20 protein-coding genes and 7 tRNA genes are annotated in these 22,585 nt (G+C 25.0%); 23 read left to right on the top strand and 4 right to left on the bottom strand.

Translation table 11 applies throughout. The features are described 5' to 3' along the window. The first annotated feature begins 14 nt into the window (after positions 1–14). The 8 genes from H0H59_RS02410 to rplS all read left to right on the top strand — a co-directional run bounded on the left by H0H59_RS02410 (position 15) and on the right by rplS (position 9,155). A complete protein-coding gene (locus H0H59_RS02410) occupies positions 15–653 on the top strand; it encodes a succinate dehydrogenase cytochrome b subunit (protein WP_185862031.1) in 639 nt (212 codons plus the stop codon). 16 nt (positions 654–669) lie between these two features. After that, on the top strand, positions 670–2,697 hold the full coding sequence (locus tag H0H59_RS02405; protein WP_394798654.1) for a fumarate reductase/succinate dehydrogenase flavoprotein subunit: 2,028 nt from the start codon (positions 670–672) through the stop codon (positions 2,695–2,697). Between the two features lie 20 nt (positions 2,698–2,717). After that, positions 2,718–3,479: a succinate dehydrogenase/fumarate reductase iron-sulfur subunit gene (locus H0H59_RS02400; protein WP_185862029.1), complete on the top strand. Its 762-nt coding sequence runs from the start codon at positions 2,718–2,720 to the stop codon at positions 3,477–3,479. A gap of 12 nt (positions 3,480–3,491) precedes the next feature. Next, positions 3,492–4,448 (top strand): acetyl-CoA carboxylase carboxyltransferase subunit alpha, encoded by a 957-nt coding sequence (locus H0H59_RS02395; RefSeq protein ID WP_185862028.1) that lies wholly within the window; start codon positions 3,492–3,494, stop codon positions 4,446–4,448. A 93-nt stretch (positions 4,449–4,541) separates the two neighbouring features. Next, the gene (dnaB, locus tag H0H59_RS02390; protein ID WP_185862027.1) at positions 4,542–6,107 is read left to right on the top strand and encodes a replicative DNA helicase; all 1,566 of its coding nucleotides are present in this window, start codon (positions 4,542–4,544) and stop codon (positions 6,105–6,107) included. Between the two features lie 15 nt (positions 6,108–6,122). After that, the gene (locus H0H59_RS02385; protein WP_185862026.1) at positions 6,123–7,361 is read left to right on the top strand and encodes an ABC transporter permease; all 1,239 of its coding nucleotides are present in this window, start codon (positions 6,123–6,125) and stop codon (positions 7,359–7,361) included. Between the two features lie 58 nt (positions 7,362–7,419). Then, complete coding sequence (gene glmM / locus H0H59_RS02380) at positions 7,420–8,802, top strand: phosphoglucosamine mutase (protein ID WP_185862025.1); 1,383 nt, start codon at positions 7,420–7,422, stop codon at positions 8,800–8,802. Between the two features lie 5 nt (positions 8,803–8,807). After that, on the top strand, positions 8,808–9,155 hold the full coding sequence (rplS, locus tag H0H59_RS02375) for a 50S ribosomal protein L19 (RefSeq protein ID WP_185862024.1): 348 nt from the start codon (positions 8,808–8,810) through the stop codon (positions 9,153–9,155). Positions 9,156–9,216: 61 nt separating this feature from the next. Here rplS and H0H59_RS02370 read toward each other — a convergent pair whose 3' ends face one another. After that, on the bottom strand, positions 9,217–9,501 hold the full coding sequence (locus H0H59_RS02370) for a hypothetical protein (RefSeq protein WP_185862023.1): 285 nt from the start codon (positions 9,499–9,501) through the stop codon (positions 9,217–9,219). 219 nt (positions 9,502–9,720) lie between these two features. Between H0H59_RS02370 and guaB the strand changes: the two genes are divergently transcribed. Beyond that, positions 9,721–11,202: an IMP dehydrogenase gene (guaB, locus tag H0H59_RS02365; RefSeq protein ID WP_185862022.1), complete on the top strand. Its 1,482-nt coding sequence runs from the start codon at positions 9,721–9,723 to the stop codon at positions 11,200–11,202. Here guaB and H0H59_RS02360 read toward each other — a convergent pair. The 3 genes from H0H59_RS02360 to mutS all read right to left on the bottom strand — a co-directional run bounded on the left by H0H59_RS02360 (position 11,184) and on the right by mutS (position 13,806). Continuing rightward, positions 11,184–11,268: transfer RNA gene (locus H0H59_RS02360), tRNA-Leu, on the bottom strand. The two genes, guaB and H0H59_RS02360, sit on opposite strands and share 19 nt — an antisense overlap. A 7-nt stretch (positions 11,269–11,275) precedes the next feature. Beyond that, positions 11,276–11,348 (bottom strand) — tRNA-Gly (locus H0H59_RS02355). 25 nt (positions 11,349–11,373) lie between these two features. Next, positions 11,374–13,806, bottom strand: a complete 2,433-nt coding sequence (mutS, locus tag H0H59_RS02350) for a DNA mismatch repair protein MutS (protein WP_185862021.1) — start codon at positions 13,804–13,806, stop codon at positions 11,374–11,376. A 65-nt stretch (positions 13,807–13,871) separates the two neighbouring features. Between mutS and ileS the strand changes: the two genes are divergently transcribed. From ileS to rplJ, 14 genes are all read left to right on the top strand, one after another. Further along, positions 13,872–17,309 (top strand): isoleucine--tRNA ligase, encoded by a 3,438-nt coding sequence (ileS, locus tag H0H59_RS02345; RefSeq protein ID WP_185862020.1) that lies wholly within the window; start codon positions 13,872–13,874, stop codon positions 17,307–17,309. 3 nt (positions 17,310–17,312) lie between these two features. After that, positions 17,313–17,702 carry a TraR/DksA family transcriptional regulator gene (locus H0H59_RS02340; RefSeq protein ID WP_185862019.1) on the top strand — a complete coding sequence of 130 codons (390 nt, stop codon included), beginning with the start codon at positions 17,313–17,315 and terminating at the stop codon, positions 17,700–17,702. A gap of 15 nt (positions 17,703–17,717) precedes the next feature. Then, entirely contained in the window at positions 17,718–18,371 is a 654-nt protein-coding gene (locus H0H59_RS02335; protein ID WP_185862018.1) for a lipoprotein signal peptidase, read from the top strand. Positions 18,372–18,442: 71 nt separating this feature from the next. Next, positions 18,443–18,516: transfer RNA gene (locus H0H59_RS02330), tRNA-Thr, on the top strand. Between the two features lie 7 nt (positions 18,517–18,523). Further along, positions 18,524–18,607 (top strand) — tRNA-Tyr (locus H0H59_RS02325). Positions 18,608–18,617: 10 nt separating this feature from the next. Continuing rightward, positions 18,618–18,690 (top strand) — tRNA-Gly (locus tag H0H59_RS02320). 10 nt (positions 18,691–18,700) lie between these two features. Continuing rightward, positions 18,701–18,772, top strand: a tRNA-Thr gene (locus H0H59_RS02315). A 30-nt stretch (positions 18,773–18,802) separates the two neighbouring features. Then, positions 18,803–19,990, top strand: a complete 1,188-nt coding sequence (tuf, locus tag H0H59_RS02310) for an elongation factor Tu (protein ID WP_185862017.1) — start codon at positions 18,803–18,805, stop codon at positions 19,988–19,990. Positions 19,991–20,003: 13 nt separating this feature from the next. Beyond that, positions 20,004–20,076: transfer RNA gene (locus tag H0H59_RS02305), tRNA-Trp, on the top strand. Positions 20,077–20,098: 22 nt separating this feature from the next. Next, on the top strand, positions 20,099–20,284 hold the full coding sequence (locus H0H59_RS02300; protein ID WP_185862016.1) for a preprotein translocase subunit SecE: 186 nt from the start codon (positions 20,099–20,101) through the stop codon (positions 20,282–20,284). Positions 20,285–20,296: 12 nt separating this feature from the next. Continuing rightward, positions 20,297–20,851: a transcription termination/antitermination protein NusG gene (gene nusG, locus H0H59_RS02295; protein WP_185862015.1), complete on the top strand. Its 555-nt coding sequence runs from the start codon at positions 20,297–20,299 to the stop codon at positions 20,849–20,851. A 5-nt stretch (positions 20,852–20,856) separates the two neighbouring features. After that, positions 20,857–21,294 carry a 50S ribosomal protein L11 gene (gene rplK / locus H0H59_RS02290; RefSeq protein WP_185862014.1) on the top strand — a complete coding sequence of 146 codons (438 nt, stop codon included), beginning with the start codon at positions 20,857–20,859 and terminating at the stop codon, positions 21,292–21,294. A gap of 18 nt (positions 21,295–21,312) precedes the next feature. Next, the gene (gene rplA, locus H0H59_RS02285; RefSeq protein ID WP_185862013.1) at positions 21,313–22,008 is read left to right on the top strand and encodes a 50S ribosomal protein L1; all 696 of its coding nucleotides are present in this window, start codon (positions 21,313–21,315) and stop codon (positions 22,006–22,008) included. Beyond that, entirely contained in the window at positions 22,005–22,547 is a 543-nt protein-coding gene (gene rplJ / locus H0H59_RS02280; protein ID WP_185862012.1) for a 50S ribosomal protein L10, read from the top strand. The genes rplA and rplJ overlap by 4 nt, the downstream gene beginning before the upstream one ends. Positions 22,548–22,585: the final 38 nt, after the last annotated feature.

The raw sequence follows: 22,585 nt of genomic DNA, 5'->3' as shown, positions 1-22,585 counted from the left end.
TTTATATCCTATTAGTGAATTATAGAAATTTTTTTCAATCTTCTATTGGAAAAAAAGTAGTCATGGCTACCACAGGAATTTTTCTTATGATTTTTTTATTATTGCATTTGAGTGTGAATCTTTTTCTTTTTTTAGGAGAAAAAGCTTTCAATGAAGCCGTTTTTTTTATGAGAAAAAATTTTATTATTAAAATAATGGAATATGTTCTTGCTATAGGGTTCATTATTCACATTATTTTGGGAGTTCAATTATATTGGAAAAATAGAAAAATAAAAGGAGAAGTAGATTATGCGATGAAATCTTATTTTACAACGACATTTAGTAGTAGGACCATGATATATACAGGAATTTTAATTTTATTTTTCTTAATTTTGCATCTAATAAATTTCATGATACCCATGAAATTTAATCATTTTACTTCAGATTATTATATCGTGATTTCTTTATTCAAAAATCCTTTATACACATTTATATATATATTATCTTTTTTAATTTTAGGAATTCATTTAAACCATGGATTTCAATCTTCTTTTCAATCTTTAGGATTATCCAATAAAAAGAGATTAATCTGGATACAAAAATTTGGTTTTTTTTATTTTTGGTTTATTTGCTCCGGGTTTTCTATTATTGCTATTTGGTTTTTTTTAAGATAACTAATATTTTTCAATGATGAAAAATTCATTAAATTCAAAAATTCCATTAGGTTCTCTACATAAAAAATGGAAAAATCATAAATCTACTTTAAAATTAGTATCTCCTAATAATAGATGTAATATGGAAATTATTGTTGTTGGAACAGGACTTTCAGGAGGTTCTGCTTGTACTTCTTTAGCTGAATTAGGATATAAAGTTAAAGCTTTTTGCTATCAAGACTCTCCAAGAAGAGCTCATTCTGTAGCAGCTCAAGGTGGAATCAATGCTTCTAAAAATTATAAAGGAGATAATGACTCTATTTATCAACTTTTTTATGATACTATTAAAGGTGGAGATTATAGATCTAGAGAAGCTAATGTTTATCGTTTAGCAGAAATATCTTCTAATATTATTGATCAATGTGTAGCTCAAGGGGTTCCATTTGCTCGTGATTATGCAGGATATTTAGAAACTAGATCCTTTGGTGGGGCAAAAGTTTCTAGAACTTTTTATGCAAAAGGACAAACAGGACAACAACTATTATTGGGTTGTTATTCTGCTATGTCTAGACAAATAGGAAAAGGAAGAATAAAAATGTATAATAGACATGAAATGCTTGATTTAGTAATTGTAGAAGGTATAGTTAGAGGAATCATTGCTAGAAATCTTATTTCTGGAAAAATTGAAAAACATACAGCACATGCTGTAGTAATAGCATCAGGAGGTTATGGAAATGTATTTTTTTTATCTACTAATGCAATGGGATCTAATGTAAGTGCTATATGGAAAGTTCATAAAAAAGGAGGATATTTTTCTAATCCTTGTTACACGCAAATACATCCTACTTGTATTCCAGTCCATGGTAATTATCAATCTAAATTAACGTTAATGTCAGAGTCATTAAGAAATGATGGGCGTATATGGGTTCCTAAAAAATTAGAAAATTCTATTTTTATACGAAAAAAAACTAAAAAACCTGAAAATATCAGTGAAGAAGAAAGAGATTATTATCTAGAAAGACGCTATCCTTCATTTGGGAATCTTGTTCCTAGAGATGTAGCTTCTAGAGCGGCTAAAGAGCGTTGTGATAAAGGATTTGGAATAGTAGATAATGAAACTAAAGAGGGGGTTTATTTAGATTTTAATCATGCTATAGATAAATATGGAAGAGAACGAGCAAATGAACTTGGCATACAAAACTATGATTCATTAGAAATAAAAAAATTAGGGGAAAAAATTATAGAATCTAAATATGGAAATTTATTTCATATGTATGAAAAAATAACCAATGAAAATCCTTATGATACTCCTATGAAAATTTATCCTGCCGTTCATTATACAATGGGAGGGTTATGGGTAGATTATAATTTAATGTCTTCTATACCTGGATGTTATATAATAGGAGAAGCAAATTTTTCTGATCATGGAGCGAATAGGTTGGGAGCATCTGCATTAATGCAAGGATTAGCTGATGGATATTTTATTTTGCCGTATACTATAGCAGATTATCTATCAAAATTTGTGAAAAATACAAAAAAAATATCTATCAAACATCCAGCATTTGAAAATGCAGAGAAAAATGTAAAAGATAGAATTAAAAAATTTATTCAAAATAAAGGAAATATGTCTGTTGATTTTTTTCATAAAAAACTTGGAAAAATAATGTGGAAATATGTAGGTATGAGTAGAAATTATATAGGATTATCTAAAGCTATTAAAAAAATACAAGAACTTAGAGATGAATTTTGGAAAAATGTTTTTGTTCCTGGAAAAATTGAAGATGGATTTAATTCAGAATTGGAAAAAGCAGGACGTGTGTCCGATTTTTTAGAATTGGGAGAGCTCATAGCAATGGATGCTTTGAATAGAAAAGAATCTTGCGGAAGTCATTTTAGAGAAGAATATCAAACAAAAGAAGGAGAAGCTCTTAGAGATGATTCACATTATAAATATGTTTCTATATGGATGTATAATAAAGAAAGTAAATCCATTAGTGATGAAATTATGCATAAAGAAAATTTAAATTATAGTTTTGTAAAACCAGAAACACGTTCTTATAAATAAAACAAAACATAATTAATTTTATGAAAAAACTTTTGAATTTTAAATTAAAAATATGGAGACAAAAAAATAATAAAGAAAAAGGGTTTTTTAAAATTTATCCAGTTCATGATATATCTCCTGATAGTTCTTTTTTAGAAATGTTAGATTTATTAAATCATAAGATTATATGTGAAAAAAAAGAATCTTCTACCATATCATTTGATCATGATTGTCGTGAAGGAATTTGTGGGATGTGTTCATTATACATAAATGGAAGAGCACATGGCCCAGATAGTTTAATTACCACTTGTCAACTTCATATGCGACATTTTTATGATGGAGAAACTATATATATAGAACCTTGGAGAGCTAAACCTTTTCCTATCATTAAAGATCTTGTTGTAGATAGATCTTCTTTTGATAAAATAATGATTTCAGGTGGTTTTATATCCGTAAATACATTAGGAAAAACAGTAGATGGAAATATGATTCCTATTCCAAAAAATAAAGCAGATAAAGCTTTTGATGCGGCTACATGTATTGGTTGTGGAGCCTGTGTCGCTGCATGTAAAAATAGATCTGCTATGTTATTTGTTTCAGCAAAAATTTCACAATTTGCTTTATTACCTCAAGGAAAAATAGAAAGAAAAAAAAGAGTATTAAATATGGTTAATAAGATGGATGAAGAAGGATTTGGAACTTGTACCAATACTAAAGCATGTGAAATAGAGTGTCCAAAAGGAATATCTACAGAATATATTTCTTTTATGAATCATGAGTATATCCATTCATTTACCAATTAATTTTTTTTTATAATGGAATATTTAGATTTTGAAAAACCAATACAAGAAATTAAGGATCAATATATAAACTGTCTTTTGATTGAAAAAAAAAGTGGAGTTAATATGAGGGAAGTTTGTAATCAATTGAAGTTAAAATTAGAAAAAACTATTAAAAAATTACATAATAATTTAACTCCTTGGCAAAGAGTACAATTATCTAGACATCCAAATAGACCTTATACTTTAGATTATATACAGTATATAACAAAAAAAGATTCTTTTATAGAATTGCATGGAGATCGTAATTTTGGAGACGATAAAGCTATCGTAGGAGGTTTTGGTAAAATAGAGGATAATATTTTTATGTTGATAGGTACTCAAAAGGGTAAAAATACCAAAGATAGACAATATAGAAGATTTGGAATGCCTAATCCAGAAGGCTATAGAAAAGCTTTACGTCTTATGAAATTAGCTGAAAAATTTAGTAAGCCTATTGTTACTTTTATTGATACACCAGGAGCTTTTCCTGGAATTGAAGCAGAAACAAGAGGTCAAGGGGAGGCAATTGGAAAAAATATTTATGAAATGATGTGTTTAAAAGTTCCTATTATTGTTTTAATTATAGGAGAAGGAGCAAGTGGTGGGGCTTTGGGAATAGGTATAGGAGATAAGGTTTCTATGATGGAAAATTCTTGGTTTTCTGTTATTTCACCCGAAAGTTGTTCTACAATACTTTGGGGAACATGGGATAAAAAAGAAAAATCAGCAGAAGCATTAAAACTAACGGCAGAAAATATGCATAAATTAAATCTTATAGATGATATTATCAAAGAACCTTTGGGTGGAGCTCATTTTTGTCCAAATAAAGCTTATAAATTTGTAAAAAAACAAATTATTAAACATTATAAACAATTATCTATAATTGAAATTGAATCTCTTATTAAAAAGAGAAAAAATAAGTATATTTCCATAGGTTTTTTTGATGAATAAATTTAGTGATTCAATAAATAATATTACTCCATCCATTTCATCATAAAAAAAAAGGAGGATTAGGATAGAATAGGAATAGTGTATAATAATGAGATGAATAAAGTGAATAGTTTTATAAAATCAGGAAAAGAAGATAATTTTTTTTATAAAAAAATACCTCCTCAAGCATTAGATTTAGAAGAAGCTGTTATAGGGGCTGTTATGGTAGATCAAAAAGGATTAGATGAAATTATTGATATCCTTTTTCCTGAAATTTTTTATAAAAAAGCACATCAAGAAATTTTTAGAGTTATACAGAAATTATACCATCATTCAAATCCAATTGATTTATATACTGTAGTGGATGAATTACAAAAAATTGGAAAATTGGAATTAATAGGTGGAGAGTTTTATTTGATAGAATTAACACAAAAAGTAATTTCTTCTGCGCATATAGAATATCATAGTCGTATAGTCTTACAGAAGTTTATTTTGAGAAAATTAATTAGTATATCTTCTGATATTATACAAAAATGTTATGAGGAAAGTACGGATGTCTTTGATCTTTTGGATTATGCGGAATCAAAATTATTCGAAGTCAATAAAAAATATTTAATAACAAAAAAATATGAAACAACTCCATGTCTTGTAAAAAAAGCTATTGATAAAATTAAAAAAACAAAAAAAGAAGGGCTAAGTGGTATTTCTTCTGGATTTTATAAAATGGATAAAATTACTTCTGGTTGGCAAAATTCTGACTTAATTATATTGGCTTCTAGACCTGGAATGGGTAAAACTACTTTTATGTTATCCATGGTAAAAAATATCGTTGTAGAACAAAAAATACCGGTTATTATTTTTTCATTAGAAATGTCTTCTATTCAATTAATTACAAAATTAATATCATCAGAAACTGGAATTTCTTCAGAAAAAATTAAAAGAGCAAATTTGTCAAATTTAGATTGGGAATGTTTGATAAATAAATCAAAAAAATTAAAGGATGCTCCTCTATTTATAGATGATACTCCTTCTTTATCTATATTCAGTTTACGTGCAAAATGTCGTCATTTAATATCTCAACATGGTATAAAATTAATATTGATAGATTATATGCAATTAATGGGTATAAATGATCATGGTTCTAAATTTCAAAATAGAGAACAAGAAATATCAATTATTTCTAGAAATTTAAAATCTATAGCTAAAGAACTTGATATTCCTATAATAGCATTATCACAACTTTCTAGAGCTGTGGAAACAAGAGGAGGAAGTAAACGTCCTTTATTATCTGATTTAAGAGAATCAGGAGCTATAGAACAAGATGCAGATATAGTTTTATTTATTTATAGACCTGAATATTATGGATTTCGAATTTGGGATTCAGATGAAGAGAATGATTCTTGTGTTGGTCAAGCAGAAATTATCATAGCTAAACATAGAAATGGAGGATTGGATAAATTTCGTTTAAAATTTATAAGTGATCAAGCTAAATTCGTAAATATGGAAGAAAAAAAACAAAATTCATTAGTTTGGGAAGAAGATTATAAAAAAAATGTTCTTGATAAAGAAAGTTTTTTAATGTCATCATATGGAGATTTTGACAAGGAAATGTTAAAATCTCCATATGATGAAAATAATGATATAGATTTTAATAATGAAAATTATTTAGATGAAGATTAAAAAAATGAAAATGTATTGAATTTTGAATGGTTTTTTTCTAAAAAAACAGTTTGGAAAGATTGCAGTAAAAATAAATATCTTAGATCAATAGTAATCATTACACAAATAACAATAATTTTCGGATTAATTATAACTATTTTAACTTTTTCTATAGGATTTGGTTTAAAAAAAATTGTAAAAAATAAATTATTTAATATTAAAGGTCAAATTTTTGTTCAAAAAAAAGATTCTATTGTTCCGTTAAATATAAAAGAAATAAATTTTCTAAAAAAAAATTTTTTCCATCTTAATTATATTGAAAAAATTTATAAAATAGCCGAAAATAATGTGATTATTAATACAAATAAAAAAACAGATAGATATATTTATAAAGGATTATATAAAGACTATAACCCACTATTTTTTAAATTTTTTTTGATAAAAGGAAACATTTTTAATATAAAAAAAAAGTTATTTTCCAATCAAAGCGTTCTTTTATCAAAAAAAATTTCTTTATCATTAGGATTAAATATTGGTTCAAATGTAAAAATATATTTTTTTTTCTTTAAAAATAATAAAAAACCTATTATTTTATCCAAAAAATTTAAAATTTCTGGTTTATATGAAACTGGTATTCCAGAATTTGATAATGTTTACATTATTGGAAATATAAAATTTATTCCACATATTTATTATCAAAAAAAATTTTTTTCAGAAAAATTAGAAATTTTTTTATCTCCTTCTTTTTATAAAGAAAAAAATATAAAAATTTATAAAAAAAAACCTAATGATTTTTCAGTTCAAATTTTTTATGATAAAAATTATCATTCAATTGTAGAGTGGATAAATATTTTTCATGTAAATATTATTGTTATTAGTTTTATTGTTTTTTTAGCTTTGATTATAAATATGATTGTATTTATTATAATACTTCTTTTAGAAAGAATTAAAACCATAGGTATTTTAAAAACTTTAGGGGCAAAAAATAAAGTAATACAAAAAATATTTTTATTGTATGTTTTACAAATATTTATTCCTTCATTAATTATAGGAAATGGAATAGCAATTACTATATTAGTAATACAAAAAAAATTTCATTTAATTTCATTAAATAAAATACAATATTTTGTAGATTATGTTCCAGTTTATTTTAACATAAATCATATTTTTATGATAAATTTTTCCATTATTTTTATTTGTTTTGTATCAATATTTTTTCCTTCTTTTTTTATTATTAATAAAACATCTCCCATAAAAGTTATAGAATTTGAATAAATCTCAAAATTTAATTTTGTATTTTTGTTTGTAAAAAATAAAAAAATTCAATTAATTTTTGACACTTGTAAAATCTTCATCTGGAATAAGAGGAACATTGGGAGGAAAAGTAGGAGAAGGCTTTTCTCCTTTAGAGATAATAAAATTTTCTGCTGGATATGTTTCTTGGATGAAAAAAAAATATAAAAAAAAAAAATATATTATTATATTAGGTAGAGATGGAAGAGTAACTTCCGCTTTATTTCAACAATTTTTAGTAATTACTTTTCAAAGTCTTGGAATAAATGTTATAAACATAGGTTTATCCACTACTCCTACCGTAGGAATAGCCGTTAAAAATGAAAAAGCGGATGGAGGGATTATGTTAACGGCTAGTCATAATCCAAAAAATTGGAATGGATTAAAAATGTTCAATTCTTGTGGAGAATTTTTATCTGAAAAAGATTTTAAAAAATTATTTTTTATAGTAGAAAAAGAACATTTTCGTTTTTCTTCTTATAAAAAATTAGGTAATATTTTTTATGTTAAAAATTATATTCAAAAACATATAAAAAAAATTATTTCATTACCTATTATAGATAAAAATATTATTGAAAAAGCTAGATTAAAAATCGTGGTAGACGGAATAAATTCTACAGGGGGAATAGCTGTTCCTATACTTTTAAAATATTTGGGCGTTCATGTAGTAAAAATGTATTGTGAACCTCATGGAGATTTTATTCATAATCCTGAACCTATTGAAAAAAATTTAAGAGAAATATGTAAAAAAGTACCACAAATAAAAGCAAATTTAGGGATATCAGTGGATCCTGATGTTGATCGTGTAGTATTTATTTGTGAAAATGGAGATTTTTTTGGAGAGGAATATACTTTGGTATCTATTGCTGATTATATATTAGAAAATAAATTTGGTCCTGTTGTTTCTACATTATCTTCTTCTTATGCATTAAAAGATCTTTCTATAAAAAAAGGGGTTCCACATTATTTTACTTCTGTAGGAGAAGTACATGTAGTTAAAAAAATGAAAGAAGTACATGCTGTAATTGGAGGAGAAGGTAATGGAGGAATTATTTATCCTGATTTACGTTATGGAAGAGACGCATTAGTAGGAATTGCTTTATTTTTAACTCAAATAGCTAAACTAAATATTACATTATCTAAATTAAAAAAAAGATATTCTAATTATTTTATGTCTAAAAAAAAAATACGATTTTATTCTCATGAAAAAATTAAAATATTGTTTAATATAATAAAAAAAAAATATAAAAAAGAAAAAATAAATTTTAGTGATGGAATTAAAATTTATTTATTAAATAATGAATGGATACATATAAGAAAATCTAATACCGAAAATATCATTAGAATACACACTGAAAGTTATTCAAAAAGAAGAGCTAATTTTTTGGCAAAAGAAATTATATGTGAAGTAAAAAAATTATGAATTTTATGTTACAAAATATAATTATATATATAGAAAATAAATTTATTTCAAAAAATAATTTTCCATTATTTTGTTCTGGAGATACAATAACTGTTTTTTTTGAAATTAAAGAGGGAGAAAAAAAAAGAATACAATCTTTTAAAGGGGTCGTAATAAAAAAACAAGGAAAAGGTTTAACTAAAACATTTACCATACGTAAAATAAGTGCAGGTATAGGAATAGAACGTATATTTATTTTTAATCAGCCAAATATACAAAAAATAGAAATTAATAAAAAAGGTAAAGTTCGAAGAGCCAAAATTTATTATTTTAGATATTTAAAAGGTAAAAAAGCAAGGATTAAAAGTTTATAGAATAAGAGAAGAAAAGCAAAAAAGAGAGAATTAAGCGTACTCTTTTTTGCTTTTTATTCTTCTATTTATTGTTTTTTTCGTTTTCTTCAGAAGTCACTTTTTCTTTTTCAGATGTAGTTCCATTTTCCTCATTATTATTTTTTGAGGTTTCTTCTCCAGATCCAGAAGTAGCAGGAGGATTTGTTGTAGTTGTAGAATCTGTTTGATTTTCATTATTATTAGCTGTTTTTTCTTCTTCTGTTGCAGGAGAAGGAGTTTCACTTTTGTTTTTGTTATTACAACTGATAGTAAACAAAAATATTGCTAATAGGATTGTAGTAACAGTAATTCTTAATTTTTTCATCATAATCAATAGTATTTCAGTTATTACATATTCTGGACAAATTTATATAAAAATTTGGAATGAAAAAATATATCATTATTTGTATTTTTTTTATTTTCAAATACAAAAAGTAATATAATTAAGTTTTATCTTTTCTTTTTTATTTGAAAATAAGAATATTATAAAATTGTGTTTTTTTTATTAAACCTAAACAAAATTATATATTTTTATAAATAAAAAATTATGTTTTTAAATAAAAAAATTTTAAAAGAGGCTTTAACTTTCGATGATGTCCTCCTTGTTCCATCCTATTCTTCCATTTTACCATCAGAAGTCTCTCTTAAAACTTATCTAACATCTGATATTATTCTTAATATTCCCATATTAAGTGCAGCTATGGATACAGTAACAGAATCTTCCTTAGCTATATCCATAGCTAGAGAAGGAGGAATAGGAATTATACATAAAAATATGAATATAAAAAATCAATCCGAAGAAGTTTATAAAGTAAAAAGAAGTGAAAGTGGAATGATTGATGATCCTATTACTCTTTCTAGGAATTCTACGTTAAAATTCGCTCAATCTCTTATGAAAAAATATAAAATATCAGGATTACCTGTAATAGAAAAAAATCATTTATTGGTAGGAATAATTACTAGAAGAGATATAAAATATCGTACAAATTTAGATTCTTTAGTAGAAGATGTGATGACGAAAGAAAACTTAATTACTTCCAAAAAAAATATAACTTTAGAAAAAGCAAAAAATATTTTATTAAAAGCAAGAATAGAAAAATTACCTATTATAGATGATCATAATAAATTAATAGGATTAATTACAATTAGAGATATTGATAATTTAATTGAATATCCTAATGCATGCAAAGACTCTAAAGGACGTCTTCGTGTTGGAGCAGCTATAGGTATAGATAATGAAACTTTAGAAAGAGTAGATTCTTTAGTTAAAATAGGATCGGATATTATAGTAATAGATTCTGCACATGGTCATTCTTCTAGAATATTAAAAACTATAAAATCCATTCGATATTCTTTTCCAAAAATTCCATTATTATCTGGAAATGTAGTAACAATGGAAGGGGCAAAAGATTTAATAAACGCTGGTTCTAATATTTTAAAAGTAGGAATTGGATCTGGTTCTATTTGTACAACGCGAGTTATAGCTGGAGTAGGAATGCCTCAGATAACAGCTATTAATGATGTATATGAATATGCTAAAAAAAGAAATGTTAATGTAGTTTCTGATGGAGGAATTCGATATTCAGGAGATGTAGTAAAAGCTATAGCTGCTGGAGCTAGTTCTGTTATGATTGGTAGTTTATTTGCAGGTACAGATGAATCTCCTGGAGAAGAAGTTTTTTTTAAAGGAAGAAAATTTAAAACTTATGTAGGAATGGGGTCTTTAATTGCTATGAAAAGAGGAAGTAAAGATCGTTATTTTCAATTTCATGAAAAATCTGTTCCAGAAGGAATAGAGGCTATAGTCCCCTATAAAGGAAAAATAAAAGATGTAATTTATCAAATTTGTGGAGGATTGCGTTCTGGTATGGGATATTGTGGAGTATCTTCTATTACCGAACTCATGCAAAAAGGAAAATTTGTAAGAATAACTAATTCAGGATTAAAAGAAAATCATCCACATAGTGTAAGTATAACAAAAGAAACGCCAAACTATTTTCAAAAAATAAATACCCGGGACGGGATTTGAACCCGTACGATCGCAATGATCACAGGATTTTAAGTCCTGTGTGTCTACCAATTCCACCACCCAGGTAAAAAAAAGCGAGAAACGGGATTTGAACCCGCGCCCCCGACCTTGGCAAGGTCGTGCTCTACCAACTGAGCTATTCTCGCCAATATAAATAAACAAATTAATAATTCAAAGTTCTTTTTTTTTATTTAATGTTTTTAATATTTCTTTTGCTCTATAAATAATCTTCATAGGCATTCCTGATATTTTTGCTACATGAATGCCAAAACTATGATCGCTCCCTCCTATTATTAACTTACGCATAAAAATAATATTATCATTAATTTTTTTTACAGAAACATGGTAATTTTTTATTCTTTTAAAAAAAGAACTCATTTCATTTAATTCATGGTAGTGAGTTGCAAATAAAGTTAAAGGTCGAAATTTATTTTCTTGTAAAAATTCAACAATAGATTTTGCTATTGAAATACCATCGTAAGTACTTGTTCCTCTTCCTATTTCATCTAAAATAATAAAACTTCTTTTGGAAATATTATTTAATATGCTTGCCGTTTCGTTCATTTCTACCATAAAAGTGGATTCTCCTAAAGAAATATTATCGGAAGCTCCAACTCTGCTAAATATTTTATCAATCAATCCTATTTCTGCATATTTTGCAGGAACAAAACTTCCAATATGAGCCATGAGTATAATAATAGCTGTCTGCCGCAAAATAGCAGATTTACCTGACATATTTGGACCTGTTATTATAATAATTTGTTGATCTGATTTATTTAGAATAATATTGTTAGGAATATAAGACGTTTTGGATATTAGTTGTCTTTCAATAACTGGATGTCTTCCTTTTATGATACATATTTTTAAGGATTGATTAATTTTTGGTTGAACATAATTGTTTTCTAATGCTAAATTAGAAAAAGAGCATAAAACATCTAATTCTGCAATTTTTTTCGCATTTTTTTGTAAATGTTTTATATTTTCTAATATTTGATCAATTAAATTATTGAATATTTTTTTTTCTAAAAAAAACATTTTTTGTTCAGCATTTAAAATCTTTAATTCATAAGTTTTTAAAACTTCAGTAATATATCTGGATGAATTAGTTAATGTTTGTTTTTGTATCCAATGAGATGGAACTTTATGTTTTTTTGAATTTTTTACTTCAAAAAAATATCCAAAAATATTATTATATCCAATTTTTAAATTATTTATTCCGGTATTTAATTGTTCTTTTGAACAAAGTCTATCCAAATATTCTTTTTGTGAAAAATAAAGTAAACGTATATTATCTAATTTTTTAGAAAATCCTTTCATAATAACATTTCCTTTTCCTTTTTCAATTTGATGTGGAGGATTTTTTTGTATAGTATCAACTATTTTTTTAGAAATAAAGGAACAATCAATAAAAGAATTTCCAATATCTATAAGTATTTTAGATTTTTGAGATAAAATATTTTCTTTTATTTCAATAATGGAAATTAAGGATTTGTTAAAAATATATATTTCATGAGGTGATATTTTTCCTGTGATCATTTTGGAAATCATTCTTTCTATATCATGAATATCTTTAAGTTTTCTTTTTATAAAAAAACGTATACTTTTATTAAAATATAATTCTTTTACTATTTTTTGGCGTTCTTCTATATGAAGAATATTTATTAAAGGGAAAAGAATCCAATTTTTTAATAATCGACCACCCATAGGTGTTATGGTTTTATCTAAAATATTTATTAAAGAAACTCCTTCTTGATTCAAAGAATGAAATATTTCTAAATTTCGAAAAGTAAAATCATCAATACACATATGTTCTTCTTTTTTTATTTTTTGTATAGAAGAAATATGTTTCATATTGAAATGTTGAGTATTTTGTAAATAGAATAAAATAACTCCAGAAGAAATAATTCCTAATTTTAAATCATCAATTCCAAATCCTTTTAAAGAATTAGTTTTAAAATGTGATGTTAATTTTTCATATGCAAATGCATAATCAAACATCCAATCTTCTATTAAAAAAGTATAATATTTATTTTTTAATAATTGATCAAAAAAATTTTTTTCTTTTCTTTGAAAAAGAATTTCACTAGGGTTAAAAAGTTTTAAATATTGTAATATTTTATCTTTTTTATCTTCTGTTATAAAAAATTCTCCAGTAGAAATATCTAAAAAACTTAATCCTAAATTATTTTTTTCTATATGAATAGAGGCTAAAAAATTGTTAGATTTATTTTTTAAAATATTTTCATTTATTATTATACCTGGAGTTATAAGCTCTATAACACCTCTTTTTACAATATTTTTACCTTTTTTTGGTTCTTCTAATTGATCACAAATTGCTACACGAAATCCTGATTGTATTAATTTTGGTAAATAAGTATTTATTGAATGATAAGGAAATCCAGCTAAATGAATATTAGATCGTTTAGTTAAAACAATATTTAATGTTTTAGAACATTTGATTGCATCTTCTCCAAAAGTTTCATAAAAATCTCCAACTTGAAATAATAAAATTGTATCTGGATATTTAGTTTTTATATCATTATATTGTTTAATTAATGGAGTTTCTTCTTTTTTTTTACAAAAAGAATTATCTTTTTTATTCATAATAATATCATTATTTAGAATTTAATAAAAGATTTTTTAAAAATTATCATTATAATAAAAACCTTATGTCAAAAATATTTAGAGAATATAAAAAATTGGATCTTAATAAGATAACTATAGAGATCTCTCAATATTGGAAAAAACATAAGATTTTTCAAAATAGTTTAAATTTTTCTAAAAAAAAAGATTCTTTTTCCTATGTTTTATATGAAGGTCCCCCTTCATTAAATGGAAATCCTGGAATACATCATATATTAGTAAGAACAATAAAAGATATTTTTTGCAGATACCATACTCTTAAAGGAAAACGAGTTTTTAGAATAGCTGGTTGGGATGCGCATGGACTTCCTATTGAACTCAATGTAGAAAAAAAAATGGGAATTACTAAAAATGATATAGGAAATAAAATTTCTATAGAAGAATACAATATTTTTTGTAAAAAATTTGCAAAAAAATCTTTAAATAAATGGTTATCATTTACAGATAAAATAGGATATTGGATTGATGTAGATCATTCCTTCATCACTTATAATACAAAATATATAGAAAGTGTTTGGTGGTTAATAAAAAAATTATATTATAAAAATGTTATTTATAAAGGGGTCACAATTCAGCCTTATTCTCCTGCTGCTGGAACAGGATTGAGTCATCATGAATTAAATATGCCGGGAACTTATAGAAAAGTAAAAGAAATATCACCATTTTTAAAATTTAAAATTAAAAAAAATACTTTTTCAAATAAATTTAAAAATATATTAGAAGATATATATTTAATCTCATGGACAACTACTCCTTGGACTCTCCCTTCAAATACAGCATTAGCTGTTGGATATGATATAGATTATATTTTAGTAAAAACTTATAACACTTATACTTATTTAATAGAATATATTATTTTATCTGAAAAATTACTTCATAAAGTATTATTATCTAGTAAATTTTATTCTGTATCAAATAATTTTGAATTAAATTTAAATTTTTTTAATGTAAAAAATAATAATCATCCAATACCTTATTTTATTGTAGAAAAATTTAAAGGTAAAGAATTAATATTTAGTAAATATGAACAATTATTACCATGGTTTAAGCCTTATCATAATGAAAAAAATGCATTTCAAATTGTAGTAGGAGATTTTGTAAATAACGATGAAGGAACTGGAATTGTGCATATATCTCCAACATTTGGAGTGGAAGATTTTATGATAGCTAAAAAATATAATATTCCTCCAATGTTAGTTTTAAATAAAGAAAATATACCTGTACCTTTGGTAGATTTACAAGGAAAATTTTTAAAAAATTTTCCTCATGGATTTGGAGGAAAGTATGTAAAAAATGATTTTAATTTAAAAAAAGAAAATTTTTTTTATGTAGATAAAGAAATTGTTCTTTTTTTAGAAAAAAAACAAAAGATATTTAGAACAGAAAAATATACTCATTTTTATCCACATTGTTGGAGAACAGATAAACCAATTATTTATTATCCTTTAAATTCATGGTTTATTAAAACTACGAAATTTAAGGATGAAATGATTGGGTTAAATAAAAAAATAAAATGGAATCCTGATTTTATAGGTAAAAAACGTTTTTTTTCTTGGTTGAAGAATACAAAAGATTGGAATTTATCACGTACTAGATATTGGGGAACTCCTCTACCTATTTGGAGAACAGAAAAAGGAGATGAAGAAATAATTATTGGATCAATTCAAGAATTATTTATAGAAATTAAAAAATCTATTCAATATGGATTGATGTCTCATAATATATTTAAAAATTTTAGATTAAATGATATGAGTGATGATAATTATCAAAAAATAGATTTACATAAACATATTTTAGACAAAGTTATACTCGTTTCTTCTAAAGGGGTTCCAATGAAAAGAGAACCAGATTTAGTAGATGTATGGTTTGATTCTGGAGCTATGCCATATGCTCAATTTCATTATCCATTTGAAAATAAAGAATATATAGATAAAAATTTATTATTCCCTGCAGATTTTATATCAGAAGGAATTGATCAAATAAGAGGATGGTTTTTTACTTTACATACTATTAGTAGTATATTATTTAATTCTATAGCATATAAAAATGTTATATCAACAGGTTTAGTTTTGGATAAAAACGGACATAAAATGTCTAAAAGTAAAGGGAACTCAATTAATCCTTTTGATTTAATTAATAATTATGGTCCTGATGCAATACGATGGTATATGATATATAATTCTGAACCTTGGGATAATTTAAAATTCAATGTTGATGGGATTCAGATAGTGATTAATAAATTTTTTGGTACACTGTATAATATTTATTCTTTTTTTGTTTTGTATGCTAATATAGATGGATTTTTTTATAAAGAAAAGGAGTCAACTTATAATTATACGGAATTGGATTTATGGATTATTTCTGAATTAAATTCTTTAATTCAAAAAGCGGATAATTATTATGCTAATTACAATCCTACTAAAGTTGCACGTTTAATTTCATCTTTTGTATTAGATAAATTAAGTAATTGGTATATAAGATTGTGTAGAAGAAGATTTTGGAAAGAAAAATATGCAGAAGATAAAATTTCTGCATATCAAATACTTTATAATTGTTTAATTGTTATTGCTAAGTTAATTTCTCCTATTGTTCCATTTTTTTCTGAAAAACTATATTTAGATTTAAATTCTATTACTAAAAAAGAATATTTTGATAGTATTCATTTGACTAATTTTCCTCACTATAATCCTAATTTAATTAATAAAGAATTAGAAGATAGAATGTCTTTAGTGCAGAAAATTATTGCTATGGTTTTTTCTATTAGAAAAAAAAATAAAATAAAAATTCGTCAACCTTTGCAAAAATTACTTATTCTTATTTCTGATGAAAAAAAACGTATTCAATTAAATAAATCATATAAAATTATGATAAAGGAAGCTAATGTAAAAGAATTAGAATTTCCTTCTTCTTATAAAAGTTTAGAATTAATTAAACATATTAAACCAAATTATCAATCTTTAGGATATAAATTTGGAAATAAAACTCAATATATTTCCGATATTATAAAAAAATTTACTCAAAAAGAAATTAAAGAAATAGAAAAAAATAAACATTGTGTTATTTTTTTTCAAGGTAAAAAAATTATTCTTCTTTTAGAAGATGTAAAAATTACTACTGAATATATTAAAAATTGGTCTATTTTATTTGATAATGAATTAACAATAGCATTAGATTTACGTATTACAGATTTTCTTTTGGAAGAAGGATTAATAAGAGAATTAATTAGACATATACAAAAATTAAGAAAAAAATATAATTATGATATAGTTGAAAAAATATTTATATACATTAGTACACTAAATCAGAGAATACAATTTTTTATACAAAAAAATAAAGATTTTATTTGTAGAGAAACTCTTTCTTTGGATATTTTCTTACAAAAAGAAAAAAAGGTGAAAGGAGAGAAAATCTATTTTGGAGAAAATATATTATATATACAGATTCGAAAAGTAGAAAATACATGAAAAATGGAAGAAAAAATAAAAAAAGGGTATTCTATGGAAGAAAGAAAAGAGTTTCGTAAACTTATACTTGAAAAATTAGAAAAAGCAAAAAAAGATTTATTTATTCTTAAGGAGTCTTTTACTAATGATCAAAATAATGGTACAGATGATACTTCTCCTACTTTTAAAGCTTTTGAAGAAGGTTCGGAAACCTTGAGTAAGGAGCAAAATGCTAAAATTCTTCAACATTTACAAATGTTTATAAAAAGTTTAAATACGGCTTTAATTAGAGTAGAAAATAAAGATTATGGAATTTGTCGTATTACAAAAAAATTAATACCTAAAGCCCGTTTAATGGCTGTTCCTCATACGACTTTAAGCATTGAAGGAAAAAAATTTGTAGAAAAAAAATAAATAAATCTTAATTTTTTGAAAAAATTTTTTTTCATTATTTTTTCTATTTTATTAATAGATCAAATTTTAAAAATTTATATTAAAACTCATTTTGAATTAGGAACTGGTATCTCCATATTTCCTTTTTTTTGGATTTTTTTTATAGAAAATCCTGGGATGGCTTATGGTATTTATTTTGGGAATGGATCTTCTGGAAAAATATTATTAAGTATTTTTCGTTTTTTCTTAATTTTTTTAATATCTTCTTTTCTTTACAAAAATATAAAAAAAGGATCTTCTCATTATTTAACCATTCCTACTAGTTTTATTTTATCGGGAGCTATAGGAAATTTTTTAGATAGTGCTTTATATGGACTATTATTTGATACAGGAACAGTTTATAGTAAACTATATAATAAATGGATCCCTTATTTTGGAATATCTAAAATAAATTCATTTTTTGAAAATAGTTTTCATGTAGGATATGCTTCCCTTATGGAAGGATGTGTGGTAGATATGTTTTATTTACCTATAATAAATACTTGTTTACCTACCTGGATCCCATTTTTTGGAGGTAGTCACTTTCAGTTTTTTAAACCAATTTTTAATTTATCCGATATGTTTATATTTATTGGTGTTATTTTATTGTTTGTATTTAATTATAAGATAAAAAATATAAAAATTTTATGATAATTTATTATTTTTTTGATAGATTTGTATCATCCTAATTTTCATTATTTATTACGAATAAAATTTTATTTGCCGGTGTAGCTCAGTTGGTCAGAGCACGTGATTTGTAATCTCGGGGTCGTGGGTTCGAATCCCTCCTCCGGCTTTTTTTCGGGGAGATACTCAAGTTTGGTTAACGAGGATAGACTGTAAATCTGTTGGCTTTGCCTTCGCAGGTTCGAATCCTGCTCTCCCCATTCATTATAAGCGGAAGTAGCTCAGTTGGTAGAGCATCAGCCTTCCAAGTTGAATGTCGCGGGTTCGAATCCCGTCTTCCGCTCTTTTATATGGCCAATGTAGCTCAGTGGTAGAGCACTTCCTTGGTAAGGAAGAGGTCACGGGTTCAACTCCCGCCGTTGGCTTATTTTTTTGAATTTTTTAAAAATTTTATCATGGCAAAAGAAAAATTTAAACGAGACAAACCACATTTAAATATAGGAACTACAGGTCATGTTGATCATGGAAAAACAACTTTAACTGCTGCGATAACGAAAGTTTTGTCAGAAATAGGACTAGCAGAAGAAAAGAGTTTTGATGCTATAGATAATGCACCTGAAGAAAAAGCTAGAGGAATTACCATTAATACGTCCCATGTAGAATACGAAACTGTTAAACGACATTATGCTCATGTTGATTGTCCTGGACATGCTGATTATGTAAAAAATATGATAACAGGAGCAGCTCAAATGGATGGAGCAATTTTAGTTGTTGCGGCTACAGATGGTCCTATGCCTCAAACTAGGGAACATATCCTATTAGCACGTCAAGTAGGAGTTCCTAAAATTGTAGTTTTTATGAATAAAGTAGATCAAGTAGATGACTTAGAGTTATTGGAATTAGTAGAAATGGAGATTAGAGAGCTCCTTTCTAAATATGAATATGATGGAGAAAATATTCCTATTATACAAGGATCTGCTTTAGGAGCTTTAAATGGAGAAAAAAAATGGATTGAAAAAATTAAAGATTTAATGAAAATCTTAGATGATTATATTCCTGAACCTATTCGTGAAATGGATAAACCATTTTTAATGCCGGTGGAAGATGTTTTTACTATAACAGGAAGAGGTACAGTAGCTACTGGTCGTATTGAAAGTGGAATTATTCATACAGGAGATTTAGTGGATCTTATAGGAATGGGAGAAAAAAAATTATCTTCTACTGTAACAGGGGTAGAAATGTTTAGAAAAATATTGGATAAAGGGCAAGCAGGAGATAATGTAGGATTATTGTTACGTGGAATTGATAAAAAAGATATTCGAAGAGGAATGGTTATTGGTGAACCAGGATCTATTAAACCTCATAAAAAATTTAAAGCAGAAGTATATATTCTTACAAAAGAGGAAGGAGGAAGACATACTCCTTTTCATAATAAATATAGACCTCAATTTTATTTAAGAACAACAGATGTAACAGGAGAAATTCATCTTCCAAAAGGAATAGAAATGGTCATGCCAGGAGATAATATTTCTATGGAAGTGGAATTACATCAGCCTGTTGCGTTGAGTGATAATTTGCGTTTTGCTATTCGTGAGGGAGGAAAAACCGTAGGAGCAGGAAAAGTAATTTCGATAATAGATTAAAATTATAAATTTTACGGATGTAGCTCAGTTGGTAGAGCATCGGTCTCCAAAACCGAAGGTCGTAAGTTCGAACCTTACCGTCCGTGCTTTATTTTTATGCATTGTGTTATGAAAAAAAATAATTTTTTTTTGGAAATTTATGAAGAATTTTTTCATTGTATGACATGGACTAAGTGGGAAGATTTACAACTAACAACAATGATAGTATCTTTTTTTTCTATATTTCTATCCATATTTTTATATGGAGTGGATGGTTTTTTTATTTTTTTAATTAAAAAATTATTTTCTTTATAAAATTATATATTGATGAGTAATTTAGTAAAAAAATGGTATGTTATTAAAACTATTAGTGGACAAGAAAACAAAGTAAAGTTATATATAGAGAATGAAGTTAGAGATAATGGATTTAAAGAATATATAGGAAAAATATTAGTTCCTATTGAAAAAATTATACAAATGAGAAAAGGAAAAAAAATTCACAGAGAAAAAGTTCATTATCCAGGATATGTTATGGTGGAAGCTAATTTAGAAGGAGAAGCTTTTCATGCAATAAAAAATGTTCCTGGGGTTATTAATTTTTTAAGTGAAGGAAAAGGAAGTTCCGCAATTCCTATTCCTATGAGGGAAGAAGAAGTTAATAAAATGTTAGGGAAAATAGATCAACTATCTGAAAATTATGAAAATTTTAGCATCCCTTTTATCGTAGGAGAAACAATTAAAGTAATAGATGGTCCTTTTACAGGTTTTAATGGGACAATTGAGAAAATTAACGAAGAAAAAAAAAAATTAGAATTAGCTGTTTTAATCTTTGGTAGGAAAACTCCATTAGAATTGAATTTTACACAAATAGAAAAAATTTAATAATTATGGTTCAAGAAAATAAAAAAATAATAAAAAGTATTAAAATACAAAAAATAAATGGAGGAAAAGCAACTCCAGCACCTCCTATTGGGCCTATATTAGGAAGTTCTGGAGTTAATATAATGGAATTTTGTAAACAATATAATTTTCGTACTCAAGATAAAAATGGAGAAATATGTCCCGTTGTAATAACTGTATATGAAGACAAATCATTTTCTTTTTTAATAAAAGAACCTCCAGTATCTACTCAATTGCTAAATATGATAAAAAAAGAAAAAGGATCTAAAGAATCTAATAAATTGAAAATTGGTAAAATAAGTTTAGATGAAGTTAAAAAAATTGCAAAAAATAAAATGAAAGATTTAAATTGTTTTTCAATTAAATCTGCTATATCTATGATTTCTGGAACTGCAAAATCTATGGGGATAGAGGTGGAATCTTAAAATATTCTACATTTTCATATGTCAAAAAAAATAACTAAAAATAGAAAAAAAATTTTAGAAAAAATTTCTAAAAAAAAATATCTTTTAGAAGATGCTATACTGCTTCTTAAAGAAATAAATTTTGTTAAATTTGATGCTTCTGTTGATCTTTCTATCCATCTTGGAATAGATGTTCGTTTACCAAATCAAATGGTTAGAGGGACGGTCCAATTACCTCATGGTACAGGAAAAAAAGTTTGTATTTTAGCTTTGGTAAATAAAGATAAAGAATTAGAATCTAAAGAAGCTGGAGCAGATTATGTTGGATTAGATTATATTGAAAAAATTAAATCTGGATGGACTAATATTGATGTAGTCATAGCTACACCTAATGTTATGAATCAGTTAGTTAGTATAGGAAAAATTTTAGGACCTAAAGGATTAATGCCAAATCCTAAAATGGATACTGTAACTACGAATCCAAAAAAATCTATTAAAGAAATAAAATCTGGAAAAATATTTTTTAAAGCAGATCGTTATGGAATTGTTCATGCTTCAATAGGAAAAATTTCATTTTCAAATAAATATTTATTGGATAACATTAAGGAGTTTATGATAAAAATTATTCGAAATAAACCTTCTACTTCTAAAGGAATTTATATAAAAAGTATTTATTTATCTACTACTATGAGTAATAGTATTTTATTAGATTCAAAAAGTTTCGTTAACAAATGAATAAGGAAAATAAAAAAAAAGAATTGTTGAAATTAATTTCAATATTATCTGATCATGAAATTATATATTTAATTGATATATATGATTTAAATTCAAATAAAATATCTTTTTTAAGAAAAAATTTTCATGATCATGATATTAAAATGAAAGTAGTAAAAAATACTTTATTAAAAAAAGCTTTAGAAAAAATGGAAACTAAAAAATTAGATTCTTTTTTTCCTATTTTAAAAGGAAATACTACTATGTTATTTTCAAATATAGGAGTAGGAAATATGATAGCAAAAATTATAAAAAATTTTCATATTAAAGAAAAAATAGAAAAACCATATTTGAAAGTAGCTTACTTACAAAAATCTTTTTATTTTGGAAATAAAGATTTAAATATTATGATAAATATTAAATCTAAAGAAGAAATTATTATTGATGTTTTAAATTTTATTCAAAATCCAATTAAAAATATCATTTTAACTTTATTAAAATCAACAAAACATCAAATATATGGATTTTTAGAATCTTTATCTTCTAAAAAATCGTTATAAAAAACATACAAAGTATTTTTATACTTTATTTACTTAAA

The organism is Blattabacterium cuenoti, assembly GCF_014251715.1.
In the GTDB taxonomy this organism is placed as follows: domain Bacteria; phylum Bacteroidota; class Bacteroidia; order Flavobacteriales; family Blattabacteriaceae; genus Blattabacterium; species Blattabacterium cuenoti_M.
This window is presented reverse-complemented; position numbering and strand designations above follow the sequence as displayed.